We start from the raw sequence: 24,881 nt of genomic DNA, 5'->3' as shown, positions 1-24,881 counted from the left end.
GCGAAATTACGAAGCGTTCTTGGAGCCCTTCAGCAGGACTTGCGGCTGAGTGCAGATGTGCAGAGCGTTCGTCTGCACCTGCATCTCGTAACCCTTGTCGTCCGGCTTCGGATAGACCTTCGCATAGCGCTTCTGGCCGAGCTTGTTGACGGTCTCGTTGTAATCGGCTGGCGCATAGAAGACGCGGAACAGGCCGGGGACTCCGACCGGGAAGAAGTGGGCGTCGTCAGGGCCAATAAACGGGGTCAGTTCCCCGGTCTCTTCGTCAGCGACCTCGCCACGATAGTTCTCCCATGTGACGCCGCCAAAATCGAACGACCCCCAAGATTGATCGCCAATGCCAATGTACGGTCCACGAAGCTCTGCGGCGCCCACCTGATTGAGGTAGGTCTCGCGGACTTCCTTATGGCTGATCAGCTTGCTGAAGAAGGCGTCGCCGCACATGCAGCGAATGTTCGAGATTGCGACGCCCGGCATCTGGCGACCCATCTTCCGGATCACCTCTTCCTGGATCTGCTCGCGAAGAGCTCCCATCGTGGGATTCGCCTTCGCCAAATCGAAGAATATCTCGTCGGGCTGAGCGACCTCGAAGGTCGAGAACAAATCCAGATTGCTGCCATCGGAATAAACGACGTTGCCTTTGATCGCGCCGACGCGCGCCAACTCATCGGACGCATCGAGGTCCTGAGAATGCTCCTGCATGCGCTCGCCGAGGTACTGTTGAAGATCCTTCGTCTGGTCCTCGCTGCCGAGCTGCCGGACGTCCTGGACCTCATCCGCGTTGATTCCATCGTCTCGCTGGAAGTGCGGAATCACCAACGCGCGCTGCACGCCGCGCCGCTTCTCTTTGGTCTGTCCGGGTGCGCCGCGGGGCGAAGGCGGAACCAATTTGATCTTCCCGGCGATCTGATCGAGCGTGATCGTCAATGTCTTGACGGGAGTCGGCCGGAAGAGGCCCAATTGACCAAGCCGGCCCGGAGCGATGACGAGCTTGTTGATCACGCCCGTCAAGGTCGTGACGCTGAACGCATCGCCGCTGAAAATGTTGATCATTAGGGTCTCCCAAAGAAAAGGGCCGCAAAAGCGGCCCCGTGGATGGCTTCCCCGGCTTGCGCCGGGCGGTGTTTCAGGCGTCAGCGCACCTTGATTCCGGAATTGGCGCGGAGCTGATCGAACTTCGCCTGCCTCTTCGCGGCGTCATCGACAGATGCATGGAAGACCAGTTCGTCCATGATCATTGTCGCGTCATCTGTGATCGCCACCGTCTTGACATCAGCGGACGTCGCGTCGACGCCATAGATGATGACCGCCAGGGCTTGCTCCGAGCCATCGGCGCCGGTCATGGGCGAAGGCTTGTATTTGCCGCTACCGGCCGCGACCGTGATGTCGAAGCCGTCGCCAACGACGAAGTCGGCAGAACTGTCGGAGATCGTGAAGCCGATGTCGTCGGAGAACGCAGCTCCGACTGCCACATCCCCAATCACGTCTCCCTTCGGGTTCTCAACGCGAAATACCCCGCCGTTGGCCGCGGCAGTGATGCATCGCGCGGTGTAAACGCCCGTCATGGCGCCCTGGAGCACCGAGATTGCGGAAATCGCACCATTTCCCGTATTGCCGCCAGCCTTGGCGGCGGCCGTCGCGGAGCCAACCGCGATCTTGCCGACAACGGTGTTCGGTTCCAGCTTGCCCGATCCCGACGCGATCGTGATCACGTCGCGCGAGCGGGCGCCGTTCGACTCCGACAGGATGGCCGATCCGGGATGGCGCGGTTCATGCAAAACGTTCGTCATAGTCGATCCTTTCGATGCTCTGCGCTCCCGATTCGATTAGTTCTGGAAGCCGTTCATCCGATTGATGCCGGTGATGACATCTCCCCAGCCGTTGTCCGCGTTCGCCGGCGGCGTCGGCAGACCAAGGTTGGTCTGATCGCGCTTGCGATCGAGATATCCACCGGCAGTGGCCTCCGATGGCGAGACCTTGAGCGTCGCGACCGCATCGTCAGCCGACATGCTCGTGTTGAATGCGAGATGCTTCGCGAGCGTCGGGCGAGTTTTCGCCTCTTCGCAGTCAATGATGGTCTGAATCCGCTTGGTAGCCGCAGCGGCGTCCATCGCGGGCGCAGAAGCGACAGCGGGGGCCGGCGGCGGTGCAGACTGCGGCGCAGCCGGAGCATGGGTCGGGGCGTTCGGGTCGATCGTGTTCATGGTGGCTCCTGGGAACGTGGAGATGACGCGCAAACGGCCCTCGCCGCGTGCGAGCCGGGAAATGGTTTCTTCGAGAGTGCCGACGCGATCGGCGAGTCCGGCCTTCACGGCATCCTCGCCTATGAAGATCCCGGCTTCCGTGGAGCGCGCCGCCTCGCGAGGAAGCCTTGAGCCGCGCCCCATCGAGACGACGTCGAGAAAACCCTCATAGGTCTTCTCGATCATCGTCTGGATGCTCTTCGCCGCGGATTCGCTCAGCGGAATGGCAGGGTGGCCGTCAGCCTTGCGGGCGCCGGCATAGAACAAGGTCGGTTTCAGGCCGTCCTTTTCAAGCTTCTGCGACGCATCGAGGTGGAGCAGGATCACGCCGATCGAGCCAACAATCGAAGACGGGCTCACGATGATCTCGTGCGCTTGCGACGCGATGCCGTAGGCAGCGCTTGCCGCGATGTCATTGACGACGATCGCGATTGGTTTTTGCTCGGCCACTCGCCGGACGCGCGAAGCGAGGTCCGGCAATCCGCTCGCATGGCCGCCGGGCGAGTTCATGTCGATGACGAGCGCGCGGATCTCGTGGTCCGCCGCCACATCCATCAATTGCGCGCCGATGCCTTCGTAAGACACCAGGCCCGAAGATGCGCCGAGATATGCGCCGCGGTTTACCAGCGCGCCGTCGATCGTTAGGATTCCGACGCCATTCGAGGCCCGCACCAAGCCGCTCGGCCGCGCCTCACGGCGATAGCTGCCGACGAAGCGGTTCGCTTCGGGCTCGATCCAGTCCGCTTCGCTCATGTCGAAGCCGATGCGCCCTTCGAGCGCGCGCATCGCGATCTCAGCTTTGCCGGGATCGAGCAGGAGCGGCCTGCCGATCCACTGATCGAGCAGGCGGAGCAGGTTCGACATGGTCAGCAGCGCCCGAACGGGCCGTTGAAGGGGCCACGCGGGCGGACCATGCCGCCCACGGTGATCGCCATGCGCTTCGGACGCAGTCCGCTCGCGCTGGCGCATTCTGACTCAAGCTGACTGATCAGCGCCGCGAAGCTTTTCAGGTCGGCGCGTTGATAAGTCAGCTCGCGGTCACGAAACTTGACCGTCTCCTCAGCCGCGCCGGCGACAAGCCGCATATAGACGGGGCGTAGCGCGCGCAGCGCCTCACAGGGATCATAATTGTCGACGCCGAAGATTGCGTCGAAGACGTCACTCACGCGCCCTGATCCTCTCCGGTGTAAGACGCGTCGTCCGTCTTATCTTCCTCGTTGCCCTTCACCGCCTGCTGCTTCTTCGCGAGTTCGAGAGCTACGAGATCGGGATACGGGTCAGCCAAACCGAGTTCCTTGGCGCGCTCGCGCTCTCGCGCGCGCTGCTCCATCACATCTTCCCAATCTTCGCCGTTCTCCGAGCAGACGCTTTCCAGCGTCGTCACGCCGATCTCAAGATTGGTCTGATTGGCCTTCGCGGTCTTTAGATCGTCGGCCTGGGGCTTCGGAGGGCCGGACCATGTCGCGCGGCAAGCAGCCTGGCGGTTCGCGAGAAAGGCTTCGTAGCCGCCCGGAAACGGCAGGTTCCCGATGCCGATCTCGTCTTCGAGCCAGGTCTCATAAACGCCCTGGCAATATCCTGACGGGACGCCTTTGCGCCGCTTAGTGATGACGTTCCAGTTGATCGACGTTCCCATCCGCACGGACGAATAGGTCGCCTGCCGGTAATCGCCAGTCGCGGCTTCATAAGTCAGTCCGCCAACCAGGGCGATCTCACGCAACAGCCACTGCATCACCATGTCGAACTGTTGGCCGGGATGCTCGGCCTTGTGAAACTGCAGTTCTTCATTCGGCATGAGATGGGCGATGCGCCCATGCGTGCTCATGTCGATCTTGGCAGCCTCGTACCAGTCGTTCTTCATTTCGAGAAACTTGGCGAGGTCCAGGGACGCGTGATCCCCCTCCGTCATCAAACCCTCGAAGGCCGCGAGGCCCTGAAGGTTGGTCTTCACGGTCGCCGCGAAGATGGTCTGCAACAGCGCCGCCGTGTGGGTGGCGTCACAGAACTGATCAAGCTGGCGCGTGACCTTGAGCGCCGGGACGAATTTGCTGATGCCCCGCGTGACCGCGAGACCGGGGTCGAACAGATGGATGACATTGCGCCGTCCATCCGCATCGAACCGCTGAAAGTCTCGCGGAACGATGCCCTGCCAGCGCGTGATCTCGTCGATGCGATACCCGACCGCAGCGCCAAGCCCGTCGACGAAAACCCCCTGCATCATTCTGATGTCAGGCTGCGTCTGCTGGGACAGCCGCGTCGCAGGAATATTCAGTATCTGCGTGACTGATTTCGTCCGGGCAGACCACCTTACCAAAGGCATGGCGAGCACTTCGCCAAGTCCGAGCCAAGCGAGGTAGTTCGCCTCCTGCATTTGGCCGAACGTCATGCGCTGGTTGGCGTCGCAAACGAGCGCGTCGCCCGCCCATGAGCTGAACCGGCTTTCGACCAGCGTGCGCCAATCCTGAGCTTGCTTCGGCGTCCAGCCGAGCGCGACGGCGTCAGGCTTGGCGTTTAGCTTCAGCCCGTCGCCGACCACGAGAGCGGCAGACGTCTCGCACATTCCTGCGATGAAGCCAGAATTCTGAATCTGATCGACAGCGCGAGCGGCCGCAAGATTCCAGGACTGACGGACGTCTTCCGAAGTTTCGCGCAGCGCCGGCCGCCAGTCCCGCAAGAATGGCGACACGTTGTTGCGAAAATACGAACCGCCGATCTGCGGCATGTGCGACTGCGTGCGCGGAACGCCGCCAAAGGCGCGCGAAATCGCCGAGCGCACAGTCTGAAGCGCACCGCTCATCCGTGCAGTTTCCTCAGCATGTCCTTGATGCCGGGCTTGCCCGGCTGGTCGGATTTCACATCGAGCGCCTTCTGGCGCTCATCCCAATTGAACCGGCACAGCGACCGCACGGCAGTCCCGTACACCGCGCAATCCAGCGCCTCAGCAGCGCGATAGCCGATGCGCTCGAAGGTGACCTTCGGCCGCCCCTTCGGATACTGAACCTTGCGCCGTTCCGACGTGAACTGGACAAACCACTCGCGCGACAGCTCCGATGAGAAGCGCAAAGCGCCGGGGTTGCCCGCATCGACAGACGTCGATGAAATCAGATCGGCTTTCACCTGATCGACGCCGACAATGTAGAGCCGCGCGCCGGAACGCCGGGCCTTCTTGCTCGTCGTCGCTTTCAGAACATCGATCGGCCCTTCGCGGCCTTTGATCGCGATGATCTTGCGACCCGAGCGCGGACCGCAGAAATTGTAGACGTCTTGCGTGCGGTTGCCGTCGCCGGAGTCGACCGCCGCCGCCTCAACGCCGATCTTGCCGCCAAGCGGGTGCGTCCACTGAGTTTTCAGCAGCGCGTCTAACTCGTCCCACGTCGACTGCAGATTGGTCGCGCCGCGGACGACCTCATGCCCGAGGAACCACCGCTGATTGCGCGACCAGCCCACGAACAGGATCTCGAGCCTGTCCGTCTGAACATCCACGCCGGCGGTGATGTAAAGAACCTCGCGCGGGATATCCTCGCGCCACCGGCTTTTCTTTTCGTCCCAGACGAGCGCGAAAGGCTCCGCGCGCGCCATAAGCTTGTTTTCGTCGAGGCTGTCGACCGCGTCGGTCCACACCAGCCCCAGCACGGTGTTGTAAAACACCATGAGCTTGTAAGGGCCAGCGGCGCGCGCATCTTCATACTCGCGCGCCAGGTTGCCCCATGCGGCGTTCGCGAACAGCGACACCAGCGCATTCAGCCGGAAGCCCGCATGACCCTTGACTTCGGGCCTGGTGATTTCCCAATCACCCGCCTCGACCATCGCCAGCTTGTGGCGATCCTCGATGACGCAACCATTGCCGGACGGGCAGACGCAGTAAGCCTCTTCAGGCTTTCCCGGCGGATATTGAATATGCTCCCACAGGATCTCGAACCGATGCCCGCAGTGCGGGCACGGCACCCTGAAGACCCTCTGGTCGGATTTCGCGTAGAGCTTCCCGACGAACGTCCGGATGTCATCCGTCGGCGTCGAGCCAATAATAATTTTTCGATCGGCGAAGCTGAGCGTTCGCTTCTCGGCGAGGTCGATCGGATCGCCTTCGCTCGTGACCTCCATGCCGTCGGCTTCGTCGACATAGAGCTTGCGCGCGGTATGGCGCCGAAGATTTCGCGGCGCCCTAGCGGCGATGATCTTCAGCGAACCGCCGCCGGCGATTTGTCGCTGCAGCAGCGTGTTCCGGCCGTCGTTGCGCCCGACGGCCATGAGCCCGCGCAACGCAGGCGTTTCCTTGAACGCCGGATCGACCTCGTCGACAGCCATGCCGCGACAATCGTCGTCGGTCGGCATCAATAGGATCGTCGAACATGGATCGTTTGCCGCATCCGCGGCGATCGAAGCCATGAGACATTTCGTGTAGCCGACTCGCGCGGCTTTGATGACGCTGACCCGCGGGAGCAGCGGATCGCCCATTGCGTCGAGTAAACCGCGTTGCGGCTTCCAGGGCTTGAAGCGGCCCGGCGTCGCCGATGTTTGCGCGGGAACGCGGAAATACCGCTCCGCCCACACGGAGTAGGACAGCTTTGGGGGAGGCTTCAGCGCGACGGCGACTTCGTCAAAGAGCCGGTTGAGGGCTCTAGCCGTCGACGCCATCGCTTCCTTCGTCGGCCTCGTCGCCGCCACCCACGATTTCGATGCTCTGAATTTCCTTGGCGAGATCTTCGAGCAGTTCGCGGCAGAGGCGATCCATCGCGACCGCATCCTCCGCGGTCATGTGCGGAAGCTGCGCTCGGGTTTTGCTTGGAAGCGACAGAACCGCGGACTTGAACGCGCGAGCTATCGCGGTCCAGCCGGCGGCGACTTCCTTTTCCGAATAGAGTTCGGCTCGAAGCTTGGCGTTTTCGATCGCCTGCTTGTCGGCCTGCTCTTTAGCGAGACGCGCGCGCTCATCCGTGAGGATGAGTTTGCCTGTTCCCAGGCGACCCGCGGCCTGCGCGCGCAGATGTTCCAAATAGGCGCGGATAGACGCCTGTGTCTTGAATTTTCCCTTCTCGGCGGCTCGCACCAGCACGCCGCTCTGCGCCAACTGGCGCGTATTGCGGACGTTGATGCCGGCAATCGCAGCGAACTGCGTGGCGTCAACGACAGCCGGCGTCGCCACGTCAGCGACTGCGCCAGCGGATTCGTCCTTGCGCGACGCCTTCGCCTTGCTCGGCGCGCGTTTCTTCGCCGCCTTCGCGGGCTTCTTCGTCATGGTGCGGGCGTCAGGCGCCCATGGCGCTCATGATGTGGCGAATGACCCTCGGCGCGAGGTCCTGCGCAGCGAACGCCTCGGCCAGCGGATAATTAGGCCGCTCCTTCTTCGCGAGTTCGTTCGGCAGCACTGGCCCCCAGACCTTCACGATCGGGAAGCGCTTGCTCGTCGCGCGGCGATAAATCATGCCACCATAGCGCGGCACAGAGAATGTGCCTGGCAGCGTGCGCTTACCAGAGCCCGGCCAGTCTCCGTGCGTGGCGCCAGGCATCGAGCGTGACCACGAGCGATAGGTGAATTCGCCCAGCGGGATCGCGGCGTCTTTCAACTCGACCGCAGATTCCATGACAGCGCCGGGCGCGGCGGGCCGCACCTTCATCACGCCGCGAATTCGGCCGATCGGCACGCCGGTAAAGCCCGAGATGAAGGCCGCGGAGCGCTTTTCTTGCTGCTCCGAATGCTCCGTCAAAGCGCGGGCGCCGGCCGCCTGCATCGCGGGGCCGCCGAGCAGCTTTGAGATCGACGCCAAATCGGCCGGGCGATCGATGCGGGCGTCGATTTTGAGGCCCATGTCGCGCTCCGGCGGGTGCTGTCCCCCTTTAGGAGGCGAAATTTGCGTTTTGTACCGGGGGCGACGTGCCGTCCCGCCCGGTGGGGGTGGCTGTACGGTCCCTAGTCGTTTTGATCGCAGCTTGGCGCCACGACGATGCGCGCTGGTGAGGCCGCGCGATCAGTGCGCGGCAAGCAGCTGGCGCATGACACACGGGCCAGGCGCGCAGCGCAGCGGCGCGATGCGCGTGAGATCGAAGCAAGAGAGACGCGAGATATCCGCCCGGACGCACTGCCCGCAGGATATCGAGTCGCGGCGAGAAAATGCCCTGAGATTGCTCACGAGGTCAAAGCCATCACTAGGGCCGGGTGTTGAGTTTGACATACCGCGACACTCATGCCGCGTCGCTCATGGCGTGAGCGCGCACGCAGCGAATGAAGAAAGCAATTGCAGCACAGGAAAGAGAGCGCATGACACCATTTTGGTGTTGACGAAATGCGCGCCACGATGTAGGGTCATCTCACGGTCGAGAGATCGGAAAGGCTCAGGTGAGCCGAACAGCAAAGGTCCATCTGGACCGAACAGGAGTAGATCATGCCCCACAAGCATCGCAGACGCCGCACGCCGCAGGCCCTCGTCCGTGAGGAAGTCCGTCGCGTGCGGCGCTTCTCCCGCCGCCATCCCCTGTTCGACAAGCGCGCGTGGCTCCATGGCGCCGCGAACGGGGAGGCGTGACGATGGCCCTCGCCTTTGATAGCCTCGCATACGCAAAGCATCTCAGCGCAGCCGGCATCAAGGCCGGGGAGGCTGAGGCCCACGCGGAAGCCGTTCGGAAATTCATCATGCCGGACATCGTGACCAAAGCGGACCTACAGGCGGCGCTTGATCGTCAGACGATCAAGCTTGGCGCCATCGTGTTCGCGGCGGCGGGCTTCATCATCGCGGCGCTTCGCTTCCTTCCCCACTAACCCGGCGCGGCCTAGCGCCGCGCCCCTCGGACGTTTCCACCTTGCGCCGGCGTTCGGCGCAATCGGAAGCGCCTGCGCGCATCAGCGCCGCTTCGCAAAGGTCCATGTGGACCGATCAGGAGAAGACCGTGACCGATATCTATCAGCAACACGACAAGGCGTTCGCGCGCGTCTCCGCCTATGTCGTGATGAAGGACGGCAAGCGCGTCGCAACGATCGCATTGAATCATCCCCGCGACGGCGCGGGCCGCCTCTGGGCTTATGTCCATTGGATCGGATCGCCGATGGTCCGCGGATTCGCCACCGGCTACGGCTACGACAAGCGGACGGCCGCAGTAGCGAAGGCTGTTCGCGCGACGTGGAAAGAGATGCGCCTTGCGGCCAAGGCTGGCGACCCTGACTACGATTTCTATGCCGCTTGCGAGAAAGATTCGGGCTGGTCTTGGGAGACAATGCTCGAAAGGGCGGGCTTTACCGTTCTTCAGGCGGTGTGATCATGCAACCGCTTCCCGTCATCTTTCGCAAGTATCGCGGCGAAATATGCGCCTATTTCCCGACCGAACCGTTCGACCGCGCCGGGACGCTAATCACCTGCTACGCAGCCGTCGGTCAGCATGGCGGTGCGGATCGGTCATGGCTTCAGCGCGGCCAGGCGGCGAAGCCGGAAGAATATGCCGAATTGCTAAAAGAGTTACGCGGCATCTACGAAACGCATGACGCCGAGCATGTTTCGCTGAAGGTCTACCGGCGCACGCCTCGCCTCATCGCCAAAGCGAAGGGCTGAGCCATGATCCGCTCCTTCCTTCGCAATGCCGCTGAGATCGCCGCGCTTACTGCCTTCGTCTGGGCGATATCAACGCTCGGCGGTGGAGAAGACCTTCGCCGGCGCTGCTTCAACGGCGACGAGCAATCATGCGCCGTCCTTCACGAGGCGCATCGGCTGGCCTGTCAAGACGAGCCAGAGCATGAGGACTGCGCGGCTTTCCGCGCCGAGTGACGCAACCAAGGGTCCATGCGGACCGAACAGGAGCAATTCATGAGCCTCACTATGACGTGGCGGTCGCACCGCGACCTAATTTTCGGCGATGCGTGGGAGATCGTTGACATTCCAATCGCGCAGGTCGGAGAGGCGCACATAGCGAGCGCATACAAGCGTGGCGATGGGACGTGGCACGCGCACGCGTTCATCAAAGGTCGCTATCTCAGTCACTGCGGGAGCGCAGCGAAGACGGCAATGCGTCGCCTTCAAAAAGAGATCGATCGCCGATCAATCGACCTCTTCGGAGAAGATGTTGTTTGGTTCGTAGGCGGACCCGCTGCAGAGAGGATCCAGTCATGATCGGCAATCCGATGCTAGCGCGAAATGCAATCCCGACAGAGGCCGAATTGGCGATCGGACTCTCGGGAGAAGATCGTCCCATTGATTGGTCTCGCTACGATCGCGTCGACATTGACGCGATGTGTTGGATCGGCGCGCGGGAACCCGCACTGAATCAACCCGACTGGGACATTTGCGACGAAGACGAGTCGCCGGGCGCATGGGGCGTCTTCGGACATCTCAAGGCCGGAGGTCGCGATGCTCTGTGCGACTTTTGGACGAAAGCTGAAGCAATGCGCGCGGCGGCGGAAATTGAGCGCCGGTTCATTCGCCCGGTCACAACGCCGAACAACCGCGGCTGATCAATCCCTTCGCAACCAAAGGTCCATGCGGACCGAACAGGGGGCCATCATGGCAGATATCGAATCAAAGACCGCGCTCGCGCGCGCGACGCACACACTCATGACGATCGCGAAACTCTGGCCCGCCAACAAGCCTGCGCCTGACGAGGGCGCCTACGACGATATGGAAAGCGCCTATGGCAATGGGCTCGACGTCTCGCTTTTCAACTGCGCCAAGCTGGCCCGCGAAGCGCTCGAAGCGATCGCCATCGCGCCGGGCCTTACATGCGAGCTCTATCTGAAACACGGCCGCGCCAGCCTTGACGTGGATATGGACGATTGGGGGCCGGACGGCCCGCGCCTGCAAAACGTCACCGGCCTTCACCAGACCTACGACCAGCAACCCATCATCATCTTCGCCACGCAAGCCGACGCCGCGAACGCGCAGGCTTTGACCGGCTGGCAACGCTGGGACGACGACCGGCTGATGATGGCGCGCGAGGGCGATTGCATCGTCGGCGTCAAGGACGGCGTGAAGACCTTCTACGGGGATTGGGGCCTCTGGTTCGAGAGCCCCTACACGAACGGAGGTCGCTGATCATGCCGGCCTATCGCGTTTGCTGGGAGATCGACGATCAGACCGCCGATTCGCCTGAAGCCGCAGCGCGCATCGCTTGGGAGCTGATGCGCAGGTCCGAATCGACGGCGAATGTCTTCAAGGTGTTCGACGAGGATGGCGAAGAGCACATTATCGACCTTCAGGAGATAGATGAAGACCGCGCCACGAACGAAATTGCCGAGAAGACTTGCCGCGCCGCCGGCTGGGAGCATGGCGGCGATCAGGACGGCTTCATCTTTCACAAGCCGACATGGGGAAGCTGGAAGGCCGCGGCGTCATGGGAAGGCACCGACCAGGCGCCTGACGGAGAAGGCGACAGGCCGAAGACGTATCGGAACTGGCAGGAATGCTATGACGCCGAATTCGCGGCGGAGGGCTGAACGATGCCCCTCGCCTTCCCGCGCCCCACCTTCCTCGAATTCATTCGATCGCGCATCGGCTCGGATAGCTACGTCTTGGCCAGCCGATCGACCCCAAACATCCGGCGCAAATATCCGAACGCAAAAGTCGTCACGCCGAAGCAGCACAGCAAGATTGAAGCGGACTACCGCGCGGAGTTCGGCTGCGCGCTCGACTATTCCCGCGGCGACCTCTTCATTGCGCTGAAGCAGGCCAGCGCGTCGCTCGAAGAGGGCGATCTTCGCGAGAAGATCGATGCGCTTCTTGCACGCGAGGCCGCCGGCAGGACGTTTGGGCCTGCGATGGAGTGGCCCCGATGACTGCGCCCGCGCTTCGTGCTATCAGCACGGCTTCAATGGTCCATGTGGATCGAACAGAAAGGACAGACATGGCGCGCCCCTTCGACTATCGCAGGATGACGCCGGCCGAATTCCGCGACGCGCTTCAGCGGACGGGCCTCACGCAAAACACCTTCAGCAAGCTGACCGGCATGCCCAACAGAACGGTGGGCTGCTGTATGTCGGGATTGAAGGACAACAAGCCGTTCGAGATCCCGCAATGGGTTCCGACGTTCCTCGCGCTCGTCGAGGATCGCGACACGATGCAGCGCGCATGGGATCACGCGAAGACGCGGATTATCGAGATCGAGGAGCGTTCTATTCCGCTAGTCGGCGAGATCAGCGACGGCGGACGCGTCAGGATGTTTGATCGCAAGAGCGAGCGCTCATGACCTCCATCATCATCGGCAAGACAGCCGCCGGCGCCGCGATCGAGATGCCGCTTCGCCTCGCCAATCGCCACGGCTTGGTCACCGGCTCCACCGGCGGCGGCAAGACGGTCACGCTCCAGACCATGGCGGAGGGCTTCTCTCGCGCCGGCGTTCCCGTGTTCGCGGCCGACATCAAGGGCGACCTCTCTGGCCTCGCACAGATCGGCGAGGAGGCGGGCCGCTTCGCCGACGCCGCCAAGGCCGCCGGGTTCGATCGCACGCCCCAGCGCTTCCCTGTGCGCTTCTGGGACCTGTTCGGGCGCGATGGCCTGCCGATCCGCACCAGCGTCGAGGATATGGGGCCGCTGCTGCTCTCCAGGCTGCTCGGGCTTAATGACGCGCAGGAGGGCACGCTCGTCATCGCGATGAAGCACGCGACCGATCGCGGCTTCCGGCTGCTTGACCTCGAAGACCTGTCGGCCGCGCTGCGCGATATTCAGGACGACGCCGAGGATGTGCGCGACCGCTACGGCAATTTCACCGGCGCTTCGGTCGGCGTGATCCAGCGCCAGATGCTTGTGCTGATGGGCCAGGGCGGCGACGCGCTGTTCGGCGAACCGGCGATCAATATCAAGGACCTACTGAGCGTCGACGATATCGGGCGCGGCGTGATCAACTTGTTGAGCGCGGAGCGGCTGATCGAGACGCCGCGGCTTTATGGCGCCTTCCTGCTTTATCTCCTGACGAAGCTGTTCGAGGTCCTGCCGGAGGTCGGCGATCTGGAGAAGCCGAAGCTGGTCTTCTTCTTCGACGAGGCGCACATGCTGTTCCGGGAGGCCAGCCCGCGGCTCATGGAGACGATCGAGCGCGTTGTGCGACTGATCAGGTCGAAGGGCGTCGGCGTCTATTTTGTGAGCCAGAGCCCGCTCGATGCGCCGCCGGCGGTGCTGGCGCAGCTTGGGAACCGCGTGCAGCACGCCTTGCGCGCGTTCACGCCGCAGACGCAGCGCCTTGTAAAGGCCGTGGCGCAGACGTTCCGGTCGACGGACGCGAAGGCCCTGCCTGACGTGATCATGGGGCTGGGGATTGGCGAGGCGCTGGTTTCGCTGATCCAATCCGACGGATCGCCCGCCGTCGCGCAGGTCGCGCGCATCGCGCCGCCGGCCGCGCAGGTCGGCCCGATCGGGCCTGACGAGCGCCATCTGATCATGCGGGCTGACGCGCTCAAGCCGAGATACGGGGAGAAGCTATCGAGGCTCGAGCAGAAGGCGCGCTTCCTGACGAAGGGGATGTCGCCGCATGAGGTCGCGGCGTTGAGCGGGGCCGCAGAGCGCACGGCCGAGATTGTCGCTCGCGAGAGCGCCTGGCTGCGCAGCGAGCTTATGCCGGTCGAATGGGAAGAGCCAGAGATTCCGGCGCCGGTGACCTACGTCGAGCCGCGGAGCGCTCGCTGGGCATTGATGGGACTTTGCTTCGCGATTATCGGTGCGATTGTGATTGTCGGCGCGATCGCTACTTGATGGCGAAGACGCGCCTCAGCCACGCGCGAAACTGCAACCAGAGTCTTTTCAGCTTAGACGCTTTGTGAAACTCCAGGATTGCCGCCAACTCGCCGTTCTCGAACCGATGAACGTCGAGGTTGAATCCGTCTACGAGCTGCTGCCTGTAACCTCGAAGCCCAGATCGCCCGAGCTTTTTCATGCAGCGAATGACGGCGTGACTGCGAAATGTCGGCTTGCCGTCGTCTCTTGTAAAAAGGTCCTGGTGACCAATCTTGTCTAGTTCTTCGATCGACATGCGCGCATATCCCTCAACGACGCGCGTCTTGCCGCCCTTTCCAGGCTTTCTGGCGATCTCCTCAAGGACCACGGCCAATTCGGCTTTCGCGCCGCCGTGTACCAGCCGAGCAACCGAGACGCCCGTTGAGTCTCCACATTTGTCAACGTGGCCGTTGTCGGGCCACAGATACGACGTGCGGATCGCCTCGAATGTGAGCTTACCCGTCTCGCTATCGAAAAGCTCGGGCGAATAAAGCCCGAGCGCCACAGTTTCCGACATCGCAATAGCGCCCACAGAATCGGGACAATGTTGCGAGTCGGTCTTGATCATAAAACGGGTGCGCGCTTAAAGGGCTTCCAGGTAGGCGCTCAGCCGCGGGGGAATTTCCATCTGATCCCGACTGAACTGATCATCAGCGTGATCGACGCCACCTTTGGCTCCCCGGAAATACCAAGAGATGGTGTTGTCACCATAAAAACCGACTTCGATAAAAGCATCGGCATTCCGCCACTGAAACATAACCTCGCCATCTCCGGGAGCGTAGACCGCGGATGGAATCGAGAACTCGATTTCGGCATAATCTAGAAATGCGAGCGCGTCGCGAACTGCGTTAGCGCTCGGCGGAATGCCATCATCGCCATCCCAATCGGCCTTCCGCTTGGCGTACTTTTGAATCTTGCTCTGCAGGCGAAGCTTCGCTGCCGCGTCCTCAGAAACCTTCATCAGGTAGGCGCGATCGTCGTTAGCTGCGAAGACGTCCAACGGCTCGATGACCCCGGGCGCCGACCGTGCAACAGTAGGCGGCGGCGGCGATCCGACATCCGTCATCATTCCGCCCATGACGATCATGGTGGCGACCGTCTTCGCGAACGGCCTGGGACGGAGGCGCCCGGCCGGGGGCGAAGACGTGATCAAGAATTCAGTTTCTGAGGCTCCGCCAAAAACCCCTAGCCCCGGCGTGGGCTGAGCCATCGTCACGGGAGGCGCGACCTCGGAATAGCCGTAAGCTAGCATCAGGGGGCTGCGGAATTAGAGGTTAGCTTAATTTTTTGCGACAATACCGGATGAATAATGTCGACCAGCACAGATTTCAAGTCCTCATGCCGGTCCGTCAGAACGCCAGAGGCGGCCTTCCAGGAGTCGACCTGCCACGGCTGAGCGCCCTCGTCTATTCGAGATTGTGTGGCTGCGAGCGTGTAGATGCGAGCCTGGCCTGAGATCTCGTTGACCGGTAATTCGGCGTGAATGACAACGCCGACATTGGCGTTGATCAGGTTCCGCGTTTGAGGGACGACGCCATAGAAGTAACCGATGTTGTTATGCCAAGATTGTTCCTTCGAGCGAAACTTCTCCGACAGCAGCGTCGTTCGCGGATTAATCAGAGTTGAGATTCCATCGCGGCCCTTAAGGTCGAATCTATCCCAATACTCAAGCCTAATATCTCGGAACGTGACGAGGGAGGCAGCGCTGGCTACGGCGCCAGCGAGGCATTCCTGGGCCACGGAGATGAAAGCTTCCCAGCTCTGATAGCGCGTAGCTGCGAAAGTCAGCGCCGACTCATTAGATATGACTTCTTCGACCACAGCGTCGTCGCTGACTTTGCGAAACGCCTGTCCCGTAGCTGGATTCGTCAACGACGGTTGGCCGCCGTGTATGGCGATCTGAAATTGAGTTGGGCTCGGCAGAAGCACAACCTTGTCGAATCCCTTCGGGCTCACCGAAGTTTTGATCGATTCCTGGATATTGCGAAGAACCTTCAGCGGCAGCGGTTCCGCAAACAGAATGCTCGCCGCCACTCGCTCGATGGCATGCCCCTCATTGGCAGGTTCCCAAGGCATGCGTTTGTTTGCTGGCTCCGCGGACTCTACCACTTACAGGCGGCACCGTTAAGGATTTGTCAATACCGGCGCTGATCGGCGCTGTTTGCTCAAAATTCATGGCCGGGGGCCGCGCGGGCGAGCGATATTCCGGTTCTGCGAGCCGCCGGTGCGCCGCACCAGCGGCAGGGCCTGACCGCTAGCGCGCGCCGCTGATGCCGCGCCAATCTCCTCGATCAGCGCATACCCATTCAAGATTTTTGTTAATCATTTTTATTGAAGGTGCCTACCCCACCCGCATCTCCTCCTGCCGGTTCTCCATCCGCGTCTGCGCGGCTTCGTTGAGCCACAGGCATTCGATCCTCGGCCGCGCGCCGTCCGCATAAGCCTCTCGCTGAATCCTAAGCCAAGCCCCCCCAATTGCTCGTCATAGAGCGTGCTGGGATAGCCCGAGAGGATCACCATGCCCTTCAGGGCCTTCAGCTTCTCCAGCAGCTCGGCGTGGTCGTCGCGCGATAGCTCGTGCCGATACATTCGGTGCTTCAGATCGTATTTGTTGGCCGGCGATCGCGTTTCCGGGAGATAAGGAGGGTCGACATAGTGAAGGGTCTCGATCCCGTCATGTTGCGCGATGACCTCGATCGCGGGCCGCTGCTCGATCACTACGCCCCGCCAGCGATCAACAATGGCCGCGAGCGCTTCAGGATAATTGCGCCAGTCGGCCGCCGGCGTCGTTCCCGAGCGATTACTGTTCGAGCGGAACCCGGTCGATCGATAGACGTCGGCGCGCGTGTGCGTCCGGAAACCGGTCTTCTTCGCGACCTCAGATCCAGAATGCGCATTGGAGCCGAAGCCCATGAAGCTGCGCACGATGAGATGGCGCGCTCGCTCAACGTCGTCCTCAGCGTCTTCAAGCGCCTCATCGAATTCGACGCGAGAGAATGGCGTCAGATGAAGGCCGGCGATCAGGCGCTCGGCCTTCTCAGGATCGCGCAGCACCCTGAAAAGATTCACGACGACATCGTCGAGATCATTGTAGACCTCGGCATAGGTTCGCGGTTTCCGCAGCAGCACGCTTGCCGCGCCGCCGAAGGGCTCGACATAGATCCGGTGCTCCGGGAAATGCGAGATGATCCATGGCGCGAGCAGCCATTTGCCGCCATGCCAGCGCAGCGCGGGACGGGTTAGCTCTGTCATGCGAACGGCTCAAATCGCCGGCGCGGGTCGAGATAGGGTGCGTCCTTAAGGGATTCGGGCGGCTCCGGCCATGTCTTGGAGATCGCGACATGCCATTCGCCCAACTGGTTCGCCGCGCGATCGATCTCGATCTCGAAGTACCGCTCGATCCAGCCGTGATCGAAGAACACCCTGCCGTTCGGCCGAGTACCTACGTCACGCAGAGGCGTGCGCTGCGGATTGACAACGACGACGTCGATCTCTGCTTTTTTGGCCTCCCTCAAAAGGCGCTGCACGCGCTCCTTCTCCCTGCTGTCGGCGCAAATGATCACATCGCCCTTCCGCACTCGCTCGATCATGCGCGACGTGCGTCCGGTGCGACGGCTGGACATCCCGTAGAGTCTCAGCCCTGTCTTCGTTGCGGCGGCGAAGCCGTATTCATCCCCAAATTGTCGATCGATCATCGCTCTCTCGCTATTTCGTCGACGGCGGATTGCTCGTCGTCTGCCGATGCGGCGCGCACCAGCTTTCCTCGCCTTCCGCTACGGGATCGCCGCAGACGAATTTCTCGGCGAACGGCGCATCGAGCGCCCACAGCGGCATGCGGCATTGGCCGATCTTGTGCGCCATGAAATGCACCGCGTTCGCGCCGCGCTCCTTCGGCCAGCCCTTGGCGACATCCTCGTCGCCTTCGAGGATAGGCGCATCGACCGCCGCTGGCTGCTCCATGGCGCGACGCTTGTTCAGGATGCGCTCGTAGCGGCTCCGGGCCGGAGGCAGCTTCGCGCGATCTCCCTTCGCCTGGCGCGCCGCTGCGGCCGTTCCAGCCGGCGGCCTTCGGTTGGCGAGGCCAAGCCGCCGCGCCTTGCCGAGCACTGCGCTGCGCGAGACTAGCCCGAGATCGGACGCGATCTCGGATGCGGACTTTCCGTCCGTCCACATGCGCTTCATCAATTCGATGCGCTCATCACTCCACATCAGAACACCGGCCTCCCCGCCCGGTTGAGCGCGTCGGCGATCGTCTTGCCCGCGGCGTCCCGGCGCCGGCGCGTCGTCGAATAGGCCCAGCCTCGCTTGCGACAGATCCGCGTCATGTCGCGCTTCGCCGCTTTCGCCATGGCCCAGGTGAGCAGCGCGCGGCGCTCATTGCGATCGACGACGAACTGCGCCGGCCAATAGAGCGCATGCTCCATCTCATGGATCATGCGGGCGGTGATGTCTGATTTCGCGCGGACAAGCGTCGGCCTGCGATCGACCTCGCCGCGCAGCGCGGCCGACTCGATCGCGTATTCGACGTCCTCGACCTCCTTGCGCTCGCGCCGGATGCCCGGCCACAGGCCGCTCGGGCTGCGCGGGCCTGGCGCCGACATCACGAGGTTCAGGATCTCGAACGCCTTGATGAGGCGCAGCATCACATGCTCGCCCGTCCAGCGTTCGGGCACATAGTCCGGCGCCGGAACGCCATCGAGCGGATGCCAGTCATCGGCGGCCTGCGCCTCGCTGCGACGCAACTGTTCGAGTGCGGACGCTTTCATGTGGCGGGCCTCTTGACTTTGTGATCGTCGATGATCGCGCCGACCATGTCGTCTTCGAGCATGAGCTTCACGGCGCGCTGGAGAAGCGCTTCTTCGTCCATGCGATGACGGCGCGCGGCGATGGCGAGCTCGCGCTGGCGCTCGTCGCTGAGCCAGATGAGGAAGCGACGAAGACCGCCCGGCTTCGGATCGAGCTGGATGCCGTAGAGTGACAGCGCCTGGCGAACGGCGCGCGGATTTTTCACACCGAGGGCTGTGGCGATCTCGTCGAGCGTCATCGCCTGCCCGGCCATCATCGCCGCCTTGACGATCATGTCGAAGGTCATCTTTCCGCTCATGAATGCAGGCCCCGAACGCGGTGCTTGCCGCAGAAAGTCTCAAATTTCTGAGCGATCGCGGGATCGGCGAGGTCGATCTTCTCGTCGAAGCAGAAACTGCGGAAGGCCTGCGCGAGCACATTGACGTCGGCGCCACGGCCCTTGCGCTTCGCGATCTCGCCAAACGGGGCGACGTAGTTGATCGGCCCGTCGGCCGGGAAGGATTTTGGAGCGCGCGAGTCCGATGATGATTTATTTTTTGATTTTATCTTCTCCCTTCCCTCTCCTACTCCATCCTCCATCTGCGGAGGTTTTTCTCCATCGTTTCCGGAATGCTCCGGAAGCGCTTCCGGAAGATCGTCGGATAAGCCGACGTAGCTCCTCAATTCGGCCGGCAAGACGCCGGATGAGTTCGGATATTTTGGGCGTTGAAATCGTCGAAAATTCCGAACAGCGCCGTAGTCTTTGCCGCCATTGGAGAAGCGCTTGAGGAAACCGTTGTCCTCAAGCTCTTTCAGCAACTCAGGCAGCGCGACGTTGTCGACCGGAAAAATCTTCGCCTTCAGCGTGAGCGGCTTCCATTCAAACACGCCATCGTCCCAGCACTCGGTCCAGATGCCGATGACGAGCAACCGCGCCGCAGGCGACGTCGACATAAACGCTTCGTCTGTGAAAAGACCGGGATGAACGGATCTGATGCGGCTCATTGGCGCCCTCCAGCGGGCGGCGCTTCTGCACAGAGTCGCGCATGAAAGAAAATCGGGTGCGCAGCGTTGCGGATCAGGAGAGTCATGCCCCCCCCTCCGCCACCAAGGCGTCAATGATGATGCGAGCGAGATCGCGATCGCAACGCGGCCGAACGATCATGCGACACTGGAACCTGTCCAGTTCTCCTTCATCGCGCACGACGATGACCGCCCTCGCGTCGCCGTCATCCGCGACAAGCTCGCCTTCGACGAGAAAATCCATGATGTGGTTGAGCCTGTTGTCGAGATCGCCGCGCATGTCCTTCGCCACGATGAGGACAAGGTCGAACTTCGTTTCGATCTTTCCTGTCGGCGCAATGAGCGTCTGCGCGCTCGCTACAACCGCGTCGAGCCACAACCTGTATTCATGCGAGAAGCGACGCTCGCTCTTGTTGATGCTCGGCGGGAGAGGCAACAGGACGTCGATCACCGCTGCCTCTCGAAATAATTCGCGAAGGCGAGCGCCCAGCCCCGCACGCTGACGTCGCCGGGTTTCGGCATCTTCGTGACGATGACGTCGATCTTGTTGACGGCGTGAATGACCGTCGTGTGATCGCGGTCGGCGAAGTGGCGGCCGATCTCCGGCAGCGAAGAGAGCGTCGCCTGCTTCGCGAGCCACATCGCGACCTGGCGCGCCTGCGCGACGGTCCGCGAGCGACGCTGAGAGCGGATCTCAATCTCTGGCGTCCCGAAGGCCTCGGCCACGATGCCGATGATCTCGGCGATGGGCATGCGGCCGTTCACGCGGCCATCGGGATCGACGGGCAGCGCGCTCATGCCCGACAACAGCGCCATCAGCATCAGGTCAGGCGGCATGCGCCGCGAAAGCATGAGCTTGCGAGCGCGATCGTCGACTTGCTCGACTGCATTGATCACGGCTTCGGGCGGAATCCCCATGAGATCGCCGACGATCTCATTCTGCAGCGCGCAGGCATGCACGAGCACATAGGCGATCGCCTTTCGGATCGTGGTCGTCGCCTGCCCGCCATCTCCATGAGCTATCGCATTCGACGACAGCCCCGACGATCTCTTCGCGACCGAAATCAGCCGCTCCCAAGCGACGTCAGCACCAATGCGTTGCTCTGATAATTTCGGGGATAATTGCGTGGACATCAGCCGTGCGCCCCAATCCCCGAGGAAGAGGAGCGCGGCGGCGTAGCGATCAAGGGGCGGCTCTGGTCCACGGAGGCGCGCACTCATGCCGCCTCTCGAAAGCGATCGGTCTCATTGCCCCAGGCGTCCCAGCCCTCGGCGCGCTCGCGCGCGAAGAGTTCGGCGCGAGGCCCGAGGCTGTAGCGCTCGATGCGCCGCCTCGCCTCCTCCGGCTTGCGGCTGTGCTCGCGCGGCGGCGCAAAGATCAATTCGCGGATGTTCTTCGCCTGGCGCTTCGGCTTGCCAACGGTGAAGAGGTCGCAGTCTTCGGCGTTCTTGCGCGTCGTGTAGCCTGTCGAGATGTGGAATGCGTCCGGCGCAAGGAAGAGCGGACTCTGCTCGCCTCTCGACCATCGCTTATGCGTCTTGATCCAGAGGAACGCGCGGCCCGATCGGCGAACATGCCATTGCTTCGCGATGTCGTAAGCGCGCTCGGCCATCGGTGAGGTCAGCCAGAAAAAAATGTGGCAGCCGTCGGGATGGCAGAGATCACGGATCGGCAGCGCCATCAGCTCGCGATCTGTCATGCGCTTGTAGTGTTGCGGGCGACCGTTCTTGCCGCCCTTGAAGTCCCAGGGGCAGTCGATCAGCAGCGTGCGATAATGATGCGGCTTGAGATCGCCGAAGGGCCAGTTAGTCACGCGGCCTCCTGAAACTTCGGGCTGTCGACGAAGGTCGATCGCATCGGCATGATCACGGCGAGATCGTCGCCATCGCCGAGCGCGACCATCGGCCCGTCGCGCCCGGCATCGGGGCCGCTGGCGCGGAAATGGAGCGTGTCGCCCTTCAGGAACTTGATGACGTCGCCGAGCAGTCTCACATTGAAGGCGACGTCACCAACCCGGTCCGGCCTGCAGCCGAGGTTGATGACCGCCGTGCGTGACTGCATCTGCGCGAAGCCATCGCTGCCAACGCAGAAGCCGACCGTTTTCTCACCTGGCCCGAAACCGATGGTTGCGCGCTTCAGCGCGGTAGCGACTCGATCGCGCGGGATATGCGCTTCAAAGCCGTTAAACTCGATTTCTTTGGGGATAACTCGCGCGATGTCGGGAAACGTCCCGTCGATCAGCTTCGTCGCGATGCTGACGCGATCGCTCACGCAGACGAATTTGGTCGACGTCGCTATCGTCTCTTGCGGCCGGTCTTCCGGCATCAGCTTCGCGATCAGTTTGCAGGCTTTCGCCGGCACGATGACGCACCGCCCGCGCGCTTCCGGCGGCAGCAAAATCTTGCCAAGGATGTGGCCGTTCGTGGCGGCCAGCATGTCGCCCTGGAACCCGACGCCGCAAAGATAATACCGCGTCTCCTCACCGCTCATGAATGGCAGGAGACGCCGCACGGATGTCGCGAAATCGAAGGTCGCCGACAGGACGGACTCGTGCGCCGGCGGAGAAAAGATCGCGTCGGGCCAATCCTTCGGCGGCAGGCCCTCGATGCGGAAACGGCAATCGTCGGCGTCGACGATGCAGACATTTCCCGCCTGCGGCCTCAGCTTGATCAGCGCATCCGCTGGAAAGGCGCGCGCGAGATCGAGCAGCGTCCGCGCCGGCAGCGCGAGATCGAAATCCTCGTCGTCGGCCTGGCACGCGGCGAAAGTCGACACGCTGAGATCGAGGTCGGTTCCGATGAAATCGGCCATCGTTTCGCGGACCGAGCGCTTGATGCGGATGCAGCCGAGGATCGGAACCGTCGTGCGACGCTCGACCGCCATGTTCGCGGCGCGCGCGGCGCGCGCCATCTCACCCGCTTTGAAGGTGATTGCCCCCATGTCTCAGCGCCTCCCGAAGCTTGTCAGCGCGCGCCACCACAGCCTTGATTTCGCGCGCCAGCGCTTCGACGTCTGGCTCAGCAAAAAGCCCGAGGCTTCGCTCAGCGGCTTCCAGTTCGGCGTTAAGTCGTTTGATTTCATGTTCGATCTTTCGGACCAGCGCGCGCGACAAAGCGTCGTGCAGCCACTTCTCGATGCGCTTCAGCCGACCGCGACGCAGATTTTCCAGCGTGCCGGGCGAGCAGCCGACAAGTCGGCAGACCTCCTTGCGCGCTTCAACGCGTGGCTTCTCGACCATCCCCTCAAGCCGCTGAAATTCGTGATCTTCGAGAATGCGGGCGGCCTGCTCCGCATCTTCGATGAACGCCAAGACACAACTCACGCGGTCGATGCCCTCCGGATGAAGCGACCTTCCGGAAGGGATGACCCGTCCGGCCGATCTGGTTGAAGACGTCCGCGTTGAAAGGAGATGTTCATGGGATCAGGCCGCCACCCGCTCAGCAGCTTCAGCGAGTTCGCGCTCGACTTTCGCGAGGGCTTCCCAGCGGGCGAAGTCACGCTCATCGACAGGAATGCCGCGTTTGGCGGCGCCGGCCGCGAAATCGCGCCAGTGGACCGAGGAGGCGGCGTTACGGGAACTCATGTTGCAGAGCGCGCGGCGATCGATGCCGGTGGCGTCAGAAGCGCCCGACGGGCCGCCCATGGCGGCGATGAGACCCTTGAAATCGGTGATGTCGGTAGTGAGGTTCAACATGCCCCGCTCGATTGGCACCATTTTGGTGTAGTGACACCGTTATGGGGTAACACCCAAACGGTGTCAAGCGTTCGATAAGCTGCGCGACATGGTGAAACCCGACTGGTCGACGCAGGCCGCCCGGCTGAAATGGGCGAGAATCAATGCGGGCTTTAAGTCCGCCCGCAGCGCATGGATGACCATGGACTGGTCGCGCGGCACCTATGCCCGCCACGAGGACGGCACGCGACTTGAGCAGGGTTTGTCAGAGGAGGAGGCGCAGAAATACGCTCGCGCGTTCTCTGTCGATTGGGTCTGGCTACTCTCGGGCCGCGGCCACCCGACGAAGAAGAAGGCCGGCGCACAACCGCTGATCTCCGGCCGGATCGGCGCCGGCGCGCACATCTTCGAGAGTGAGGACGACGGCTATCCGCTCGACGTGGATATGCCCCAGGAGATTCTTGACGATTGCGAAATCTTCGAGGTCGACGGCGGCTCGATGCTGCCATTCTATAGGGACAAGGACATCGTCTGCGTCGAGAAGCGGCAGACCTCGCCGAAAGACATGATCGGCCGCGTCTGCCTCGTCAGGCTCGAGGATGGATCGCGCATGATGAAGACGCTGCAGCGCGGGTCCGACGCCGATCTCTACAATCTCGAAAGCCCCAACGCAGAAGTGCTAATCGATCAGGACGTCGTTCAATGCGGAAAGATCAGATGGGTCCGATTCGCATAGGAGTCGCGGCGCTGCTCGTCGCAGGATGCGTCTCGGCGCGGGCGCAGATGGTGGAAGTCGGCTTCTGCGCGCTCAAAACCGATCCGATCGAGCGGCTGCGTTGCTACGATTTGAGGGTCAAGGACGCGAAGGCGGCAAGACCGAACGAATTCTCGCACATCAGCCCTGATTTTCCGCCGCCAGACGCACTATCGAAGGCGAGCCCCAGCGCGCTTCTCGCCGCGCCAGAATCCGCTCCAACGCCGGGCTCTCCGCGCGTGATAATGGCTGACGTGGAAAGACTCTATAACGAGAAATCTCGCGCTCTAAAAATGGATCAGGAAATTCGTCTGGAGCTTTGCTCAGACCCTACCAGCCCGAACGGAAGTAGAGTCTGCAAATACGCGCTGCCAAATGACAACCACTTCATGGTCACGCAGCAATCGAAGGGACCGTTCGTTCACGAAATCCTGATGGTCTCGCCGGGCGGAGTGGTCCCCGGCGTCAGCATGTTGAACGCTTATCTCGTGGCGATCGATGCCTTCATCCCAGGGATGACTCAGGACGATCGGCGCAAGCTCTCAAAGCTATACCTGGATGCGCCGAAGGTGAAGAAAAGGCGCGAAGCGCTGGTGAATGGCGTCCGAGTTTCCGTTTCCGCAGAATTTGGGATTTGGGTGAGCATTGGAGGGGTCGCGTCAAGCTGAGGCAGTCGATTCGGAAATTCTGGGGATTTTCTTAGTAACACCATTTTGGTGTT

General features: G+C 62.2%; 36 protein-coding genes. 14 read left to right on the top strand and 22 right to left on the bottom strand.

Translation table 11 applies throughout. The annotated features are described in order from the left end of the window. Positions 1-6: 6 nt before the first annotated feature. The 8 genes from L8F45_RS02980 to L8F45_RS02945 form a co-directional block, all read right to left on the bottom strand. Positions 7-1,053, bottom strand: coding sequence for a major capsid protein (locus tag L8F45_RS02980; protein ID WP_342361400.1), 1,047 nt, complete (start codon positions 1,051-1,053; stop codon positions 7-9). A gap of 80 nt (positions 1,054-1,133) precedes the next feature. Continuing rightward, on the bottom strand, positions 1,134-1,790 hold the full coding sequence (locus tag L8F45_RS02975; protein WP_342361399.1) for a head decoration protein: 657 nt from the start codon (positions 1,788-1,790) through the stop codon (positions 1,134-1,136). A 36-nt stretch (positions 1,791-1,826) separates the two neighbouring features. Then, the gene (locus tag L8F45_RS02970; RefSeq protein WP_342361398.1) at positions 1,827-3,107 is read right to left on the bottom strand and encodes a S49 family peptidase; all 1,281 of its coding nucleotides are present in this window, start codon (positions 3,105-3,107) and stop codon (positions 1,827-1,829) included. Between the two features lie 2 nt (positions 3,108-3,109). Then, the gene (locus L8F45_RS02965; protein ID WP_342361397.1) at positions 3,110-3,409 is read right to left on the bottom strand and encodes a hypothetical protein; all 300 of its coding nucleotides are present in this window, start codon (positions 3,407-3,409) and stop codon (positions 3,110-3,112) included. Then, the gene (locus L8F45_RS02960; RefSeq protein WP_342361396.1) at positions 3,406-5,040 is read right to left on the bottom strand and encodes a phage portal protein; all 1,635 of its coding nucleotides are present in this window, start codon (positions 5,038-5,040) and stop codon (positions 3,406-3,408) included. Before L8F45_RS02960 ends, L8F45_RS02965 begins: the two co-directional genes overlap by 4 nt. Continuing rightward, positions 5,037-6,878 (bottom strand): phage terminase large subunit family protein, encoded by a 1,842-nt coding sequence (locus L8F45_RS02955; RefSeq protein ID WP_342361395.1) that lies wholly within the window; start codon positions 6,876-6,878, stop codon positions 5,037-5,039. Before L8F45_RS02955 ends, L8F45_RS02960 begins: the two co-directional genes overlap by 4 nt. Next, complete coding sequence (locus L8F45_RS02950) at positions 6,862-7,479, bottom strand: hypothetical protein (protein ID WP_342361394.1); 618 nt, start codon at positions 7,477-7,479, stop codon at positions 6,862-6,864. Before L8F45_RS02950 ends, L8F45_RS02955 begins: the two co-directional genes overlap by 17 nt. Before the next feature lie 10 nt (positions 7,480-7,489). Then, positions 7,490-8,050, bottom strand: a complete 561-nt coding sequence (locus tag L8F45_RS02945) for a hypothetical protein (RefSeq protein WP_342361393.1) — start codon at positions 8,048-8,050, stop codon at positions 7,490-7,492. A 573-nt stretch (positions 8,051-8,623) separates the two neighbouring features. Between L8F45_RS02945 and L8F45_RS02940 the strand changes: the two genes are divergently transcribed. The 11 genes from L8F45_RS02940 to L8F45_RS02890 all read left to right on the top strand — a co-directional run bounded on the left by L8F45_RS02940 (position 8,624) and on the right by L8F45_RS02890 (position 13,903). Then, complete coding sequence (locus L8F45_RS02940; protein WP_342361392.1) at positions 8,624-8,764, top strand: hypothetical protein; 141 nt, start codon at positions 8,624-8,626, stop codon at positions 8,762-8,764. A 2-nt stretch (positions 8,765-8,766) separates the two neighbouring features. Next, a complete protein-coding gene (locus L8F45_RS02935) occupies positions 8,767-8,997 on the top strand; it encodes a hypothetical protein (protein ID WP_342361391.1) in 231 nt (76 codons plus the stop codon). 128 nt (positions 8,998-9,125) lie between these two features. Next, entirely contained in the window at positions 9,126-9,491 is a 366-nt protein-coding gene (locus tag L8F45_RS02930; protein WP_342361390.1) for a hypothetical protein, read from the top strand. Positions 9,492-9,493: 2 nt separating this feature from the next. Continuing rightward, complete coding sequence (locus tag L8F45_RS02925; RefSeq protein WP_342361389.1) at positions 9,494-9,781, top strand: hypothetical protein; 288 nt, start codon at positions 9,494-9,496, stop codon at positions 9,779-9,781. Positions 9,782-9,784: 3 nt separating this feature from the next. Continuing rightward, entirely contained in the window at positions 9,785-9,994 is a 210-nt protein-coding gene (locus L8F45_RS02920) for a hypothetical protein (protein ID WP_342361388.1), read from the top strand. Positions 9,995-10,332: 338 nt separating this feature from the next. Continuing rightward, a complete protein-coding gene (locus L8F45_RS02915; RefSeq protein WP_342361387.1) occupies positions 10,333-10,677 on the top strand; it encodes a hypothetical protein in 345 nt (114 codons plus the stop codon). A gap of 49 nt (positions 10,678-10,726) precedes the next feature. Continuing rightward, positions 10,727-11,254 carry a hypothetical protein gene (locus L8F45_RS02910; protein ID WP_342361386.1) on the top strand — a complete coding sequence of 176 codons (528 nt, stop codon included), beginning with the start codon at positions 10,727-10,729 and terminating at the stop codon, positions 11,252-11,254. Between the two features lie 2 nt (positions 11,255-11,256). Next, the gene (locus L8F45_RS02905; protein WP_342361385.1) at positions 11,257-11,655 is read left to right on the top strand and encodes a hypothetical protein; all 399 of its coding nucleotides are present in this window, start codon (positions 11,257-11,259) and stop codon (positions 11,653-11,655) included. A gap of 3 nt (positions 11,656-11,658) precedes the next feature. Then, on the top strand, positions 11,659-11,994 hold the full coding sequence (locus L8F45_RS02900; RefSeq protein ID WP_342361384.1) for a hypothetical protein: 336 nt from the start codon (positions 11,659-11,661) through the stop codon (positions 11,992-11,994). Positions 11,995-12,062: 68 nt separating this feature from the next. Then, positions 12,063-12,404: a helix-turn-helix domain-containing protein gene (locus L8F45_RS02895; RefSeq protein ID WP_342361383.1), complete on the top strand. Its 342-nt coding sequence runs from the start codon at positions 12,063-12,065 to the stop codon at positions 12,402-12,404. Next, positions 12,401-13,903 carry a helicase HerA-like domain-containing protein gene (locus tag L8F45_RS02890; RefSeq protein WP_342361382.1) on the top strand — a complete coding sequence of 501 codons (1,503 nt, stop codon included), beginning with the start codon at positions 12,401-12,403 and terminating at the stop codon, positions 13,901-13,903. The genes L8F45_RS02895 and L8F45_RS02890 overlap by 4 nt, the downstream gene beginning before the upstream one ends. Here the strand turns inward: L8F45_RS02890 and L8F45_RS02885 are convergent. From L8F45_RS02885 to L8F45_RS02825, 13 genes are all read right to left on the bottom strand, one after another. Continuing rightward, positions 13,896-14,492 carry a hypothetical protein gene (locus L8F45_RS02885; RefSeq protein WP_342361381.1) on the bottom strand — a complete coding sequence of 199 codons (597 nt, stop codon included), beginning with the start codon at positions 14,490-14,492 and terminating at the stop codon, positions 13,896-13,898. The two genes, L8F45_RS02890 and L8F45_RS02885, sit on opposite strands and share 8 nt — an antisense overlap. A 15-nt stretch (positions 14,493-14,507) precedes the next feature. Further along, positions 14,508-15,011: a hypothetical protein gene (locus tag L8F45_RS02880; RefSeq protein WP_342361380.1), complete on the bottom strand. Its 504-nt coding sequence runs from the start codon at positions 15,009-15,011 to the stop codon at positions 14,508-14,510. Between the two features lie 164 nt (positions 15,012-15,175). Then, a complete protein-coding gene (locus L8F45_RS02875; protein WP_342361379.1) occupies positions 15,176-16,000 on the bottom strand; it encodes a TIGR04255 family protein in 825 nt (274 codons plus the stop codon). A 252-nt stretch (positions 16,001-16,252) separates the two neighbouring features. Further along, positions 16,253-17,176, bottom strand: a complete 924-nt coding sequence (locus L8F45_RS02870; protein ID WP_342361378.1) for a DNA adenine methylase — start codon at positions 17,174-17,176, stop codon at positions 16,253-16,255. Then, on the bottom strand, positions 17,173-17,619 hold the full coding sequence (locus tag L8F45_RS02865) for a hypothetical protein (RefSeq protein WP_342361377.1): 447 nt from the start codon (positions 17,617-17,619) through the stop codon (positions 17,173-17,175). The genes L8F45_RS02870 and L8F45_RS02865 overlap by 4 nt, the downstream gene beginning before the upstream one ends. 10 nt (positions 17,620-17,629) lie before the next feature. Further along, positions 17,630-18,133 carry a GcrA family cell cycle regulator gene (locus tag L8F45_RS02860; protein WP_342361376.1) on the bottom strand — a complete coding sequence of 168 codons (504 nt, stop codon included), beginning with the start codon at positions 18,131-18,133 and terminating at the stop codon, positions 17,630-17,632. Continuing rightward, positions 18,133-18,690 (bottom strand): hypothetical protein, encoded by a 558-nt coding sequence (locus L8F45_RS02855; protein WP_342361375.1) that lies wholly within the window; start codon positions 18,688-18,690, stop codon positions 18,133-18,135. Before L8F45_RS02855 ends, L8F45_RS02860 begins: the two co-directional genes overlap by 1 nt. Continuing rightward, positions 18,687-19,028: a hypothetical protein gene (locus L8F45_RS02850; protein WP_342361374.1), complete on the bottom strand. Its 342-nt coding sequence runs from the start codon at positions 19,026-19,028 to the stop codon at positions 18,687-18,689. Before L8F45_RS02850 ends, L8F45_RS02855 begins: the two co-directional genes overlap by 4 nt. Next, complete coding sequence (locus L8F45_RS02845; protein WP_342361373.1) at positions 19,025-19,714, bottom strand: hypothetical protein; 690 nt, start codon at positions 19,712-19,714, stop codon at positions 19,025-19,027. The genes L8F45_RS02850 and L8F45_RS02845 overlap by 4 nt, the downstream gene beginning before the upstream one ends. 82 nt (positions 19,715-19,796) lie before the next feature. After that, entirely contained in the window at positions 19,797-20,183 is a 387-nt protein-coding gene (locus L8F45_RS02840; protein WP_342361372.1) for a RusA family crossover junction endodeoxyribonuclease, read from the bottom strand. Continuing rightward, positions 20,180-20,953, bottom strand: coding sequence for a helix-turn-helix domain-containing protein (locus L8F45_RS02835; protein WP_342361371.1), 774 nt, complete (start codon positions 20,951-20,953; stop codon positions 20,180-20,182). Before L8F45_RS02835 ends, L8F45_RS02840 begins: the two co-directional genes overlap by 4 nt. Continuing rightward, positions 20,950-21,546 (bottom strand): MT-A70 family methyltransferase, encoded by a 597-nt coding sequence (locus tag L8F45_RS02830; RefSeq protein ID WP_342361370.1) that lies wholly within the window; start codon positions 21,544-21,546, stop codon positions 20,950-20,952. Before L8F45_RS02830 ends, L8F45_RS02835 begins: the two co-directional genes overlap by 4 nt. Further along, positions 21,543-22,643, bottom strand: a complete 1,101-nt coding sequence (locus tag L8F45_RS02825) for a DNA polymerase III subunit beta (RefSeq protein ID WP_342361369.1) — start codon at positions 22,641-22,643, stop codon at positions 21,543-21,545. The genes L8F45_RS02830 and L8F45_RS02825 overlap by 4 nt, the downstream gene beginning before the upstream one ends. Here L8F45_RS02825 and L8F45_RS02820 point away from each other — a divergent pair. Continuing rightward, a complete protein-coding gene (locus L8F45_RS02820; protein ID WP_342361368.1) occupies positions 22,615-23,121 on the top strand; it encodes a hypothetical protein in 507 nt (168 codons plus the stop codon). The genes L8F45_RS02825 and L8F45_RS02820 overlap by 29 nt on opposite strands. A gap of 33 nt (positions 23,122-23,154) precedes the next feature. Here L8F45_RS02820 and L8F45_RS02815 read toward each other — a convergent pair whose 3' ends face one another. Beyond that, positions 23,155-23,427 (bottom strand): hypothetical protein, encoded by a 273-nt coding sequence (locus L8F45_RS02815; protein WP_342361367.1) that lies wholly within the window; start codon positions 23,425-23,427, stop codon positions 23,155-23,157. 88 nt (positions 23,428-23,515) lie between these two features. Between L8F45_RS02815 and L8F45_RS02810 the strand changes: the two genes are divergently transcribed. Both L8F45_RS02810 and L8F45_RS02805 read left to right on the top strand, forming a co-directional pair. Beyond that, the gene (locus L8F45_RS02810) at positions 23,516-24,142 is read left to right on the top strand and encodes a S24 family peptidase (RefSeq protein WP_342361366.1); all 627 of its coding nucleotides are present in this window, start codon (positions 23,516-23,518) and stop codon (positions 24,140-24,142) included. Continuing rightward, positions 24,124-24,828 carry a hypothetical protein gene (locus L8F45_RS02805; RefSeq protein WP_342361365.1) on the top strand — a complete coding sequence of 235 codons (705 nt, stop codon included), beginning with the start codon at positions 24,124-24,126 and terminating at the stop codon, positions 24,826-24,828. The genes L8F45_RS02810 and L8F45_RS02805 overlap by 19 nt, the downstream gene beginning before the upstream one ends. Positions 24,829-24,881: the final 53 nt, after the last annotated feature.

Source organism: Terrirubrum flagellatum, assembly GCF_022059845.1.
In the GTDB taxonomy this organism is placed as follows: Bacteria; Pseudomonadota; Alphaproteobacteria; order Rhizobiales; family Beijerinckiaceae; genus Terrirubrum; species Terrirubrum flagellatum.
Note: the sequence above shows the minus strand (reverse complement) of the source record. Positions and strands in the feature narration are given on the sequence as shown.

Excerpts from the sequence above, each read along its gene's own strand:
- L8F45_RS02885 (WP_342361381.1), bottom strand. The coding sequence starts at position 14,492 with ATGATCAAGACCGACTCGCAACATTGTCCCGATTCTGTGGGCGCTATT.
- L8F45_RS02925 (WP_342361389.1), top strand. The coding sequence starts at position 9,494 with ATGCAACCGCTTCCCGTCATCTTTCGCAAGTATCGCGGCGAAATATGC.
- L8F45_RS02860 (WP_342361376.1), bottom strand. The coding sequence starts at position 18,133 with ATGTGGAGTGATGAGCGCATCGAATTGATGAAGCGCATGTGGACGGAC.
- L8F45_RS02980 (WP_342361400.1), bottom strand. The coding sequence starts at position 1,053 with ATGATCAACATTTTCAGCGGCGATGCGTTCAGCGTCACGACCTTGACG.
- L8F45_RS02865 (WP_342361377.1), bottom strand. The coding sequence starts at position 17,619 with ATGATCGATCGACAATTTGGGGATGAATACGGCTTCGCCGCCGCAACG.
- L8F45_RS02905 (WP_342361385.1), top strand. The coding sequence starts at position 11,257 with ATGCCGGCCTATCGCGTTTGCTGGGAGATCGACGATCAGACCGCCGAT.
- L8F45_RS02900 (WP_342361384.1), top strand. The coding sequence starts at position 11,659 with ATGCCCCTCGCCTTCCCGCGCCCCACCTTCCTCGAATTCATTCGATCG.
- L8F45_RS02850 (WP_342361374.1), bottom strand. The coding sequence starts at position 19,028 with ATGAGCGGAAAGATGACCTTCGACATGATCGTCAAGGCGGCGATGATG.
- L8F45_RS02810 (WP_342361366.1), top strand. The coding sequence starts at position 23,516 with ATGGTGAAACCCGACTGGTCGACGCAGGCCGCCCGGCTGAAATGGGCG.
- L8F45_RS02870 (WP_342361378.1), bottom strand. The coding sequence starts at position 17,176 with ATGACAGAGCTAACCCGTCCCGCGCTGCGCTGGCATGGCGGCAAATGG.
- L8F45_RS02910 (WP_342361386.1), top strand. The coding sequence starts at position 10,727 with ATGGCAGATATCGAATCAAAGACCGCGCTCGCGCGCGCGACGCACACA.
- L8F45_RS02875 (WP_342361379.1), bottom strand. The coding sequence starts at position 16,000 with ATGCCTTGGGAACCTGCCAATGAGGGGCATGCCATCGAGCGAGTGGCG.
- L8F45_RS02880 (WP_342361380.1), bottom strand. The coding sequence starts at position 15,011 with ATGATCGTCATGGGCGGAATGATGACGGATGTCGGATCGCCGCCGCCG.
- L8F45_RS02940 (WP_342361392.1), top strand. The coding sequence starts at position 8,624 with ATGCCCCACAAGCATCGCAGACGCCGCACGCCGCAGGCCCTCGTCCGT.
- L8F45_RS02820 (WP_342361368.1), top strand. The coding sequence starts at position 22,615 with ATGTTCGCGGCGCGCGCGGCGCGCGCCATCTCACCCGCTTTGAAGGTG.
- L8F45_RS02945 (WP_342361393.1), bottom strand. The coding sequence starts at position 8,050 with ATGGGCCTCAAAATCGACGCCCGCATCGATCGCCCGGCCGATTTGGCG.
- L8F45_RS02920 (WP_342361388.1), top strand. The coding sequence starts at position 9,785 with ATGATCCGCTCCTTCCTTCGCAATGCCGCTGAGATCGCCGCGCTTACT.
- L8F45_RS02935 (WP_342361391.1), top strand. The coding sequence starts at position 8,767 with ATGGCCCTCGCCTTTGATAGCCTCGCATACGCAAAGCATCTCAGCGCA.
- L8F45_RS02960 (WP_342361396.1), bottom strand. The coding sequence starts at position 5,040 with ATGAGCGGTGCGCTTCAGACTGTGCGCTCGGCGATTTCGCGCGCCTTT.
- L8F45_RS02890 (WP_342361382.1), top strand. The coding sequence starts at position 12,401 with ATGACCTCCATCATCATCGGCAAGACAGCCGCCGGCGCCGCGATCGAG.
- L8F45_RS02845 (WP_342361373.1), bottom strand. The coding sequence starts at position 19,714 with ATGAGCCGCATCAGATCCGTTCATCCCGGTCTTTTCACAGACGAAGCG.
- L8F45_RS02970 (WP_342361398.1), bottom strand. The coding sequence starts at position 3,107 with ATGTCGAACCTGCTCCGCCTGCTCGATCAGTGGATCGGCAGGCCGCTC.
- L8F45_RS02895 (WP_342361383.1), top strand. The coding sequence starts at position 12,063 with ATGGCGCGCCCCTTCGACTATCGCAGGATGACGCCGGCCGAATTCCGC.
- L8F45_RS02950 (WP_342361394.1), bottom strand. The coding sequence starts at position 7,479 with ATGACGAAGAAGCCCGCGAAGGCGGCGAAGAAACGCGCGCCGAGCAAG.
- L8F45_RS02975 (WP_342361399.1), bottom strand. The coding sequence starts at position 1,790 with ATGACGAACGTTTTGCATGAACCGCGCCATCCCGGATCGGCCATCCTG.
- L8F45_RS02955 (WP_342361395.1), bottom strand. The coding sequence starts at position 6,878 with ATGGCGTCGACGGCTAGAGCCCTCAACCGGCTCTTTGACGAAGTCGCC.
- L8F45_RS02915 (WP_342361387.1), top strand. The coding sequence starts at position 10,333 with ATGATCGGCAATCCGATGCTAGCGCGAAATGCAATCCCGACAGAGGCC.
- L8F45_RS02815 (WP_342361367.1), bottom strand. The coding sequence starts at position 23,427 with ATGTTGAACCTCACTACCGACATCACCGATTTCAAGGGTCTCATCGCC.
- L8F45_RS02825 (WP_342361369.1), bottom strand. The coding sequence starts at position 22,643 with ATGGCGCGCGCCGCGCGCGCCGCGAACATGGCGGTCGAGCGTCGCACG.
- L8F45_RS02805 (WP_342361365.1), top strand. The coding sequence starts at position 24,124 with ATGGGTCCGATTCGCATAGGAGTCGCGGCGCTGCTCGTCGCAGGATGC.
- L8F45_RS02835 (WP_342361371.1), bottom strand. The coding sequence starts at position 20,953 with ATGAGTGCGCGCCTCCGTGGACCAGAGCCGCCCCTTGATCGCTACGCC.
- L8F45_RS02855 (WP_342361375.1), bottom strand. The coding sequence starts at position 18,690 with ATGAAAGCGTCCGCACTCGAACAGTTGCGTCGCAGCGAGGCGCAGGCC.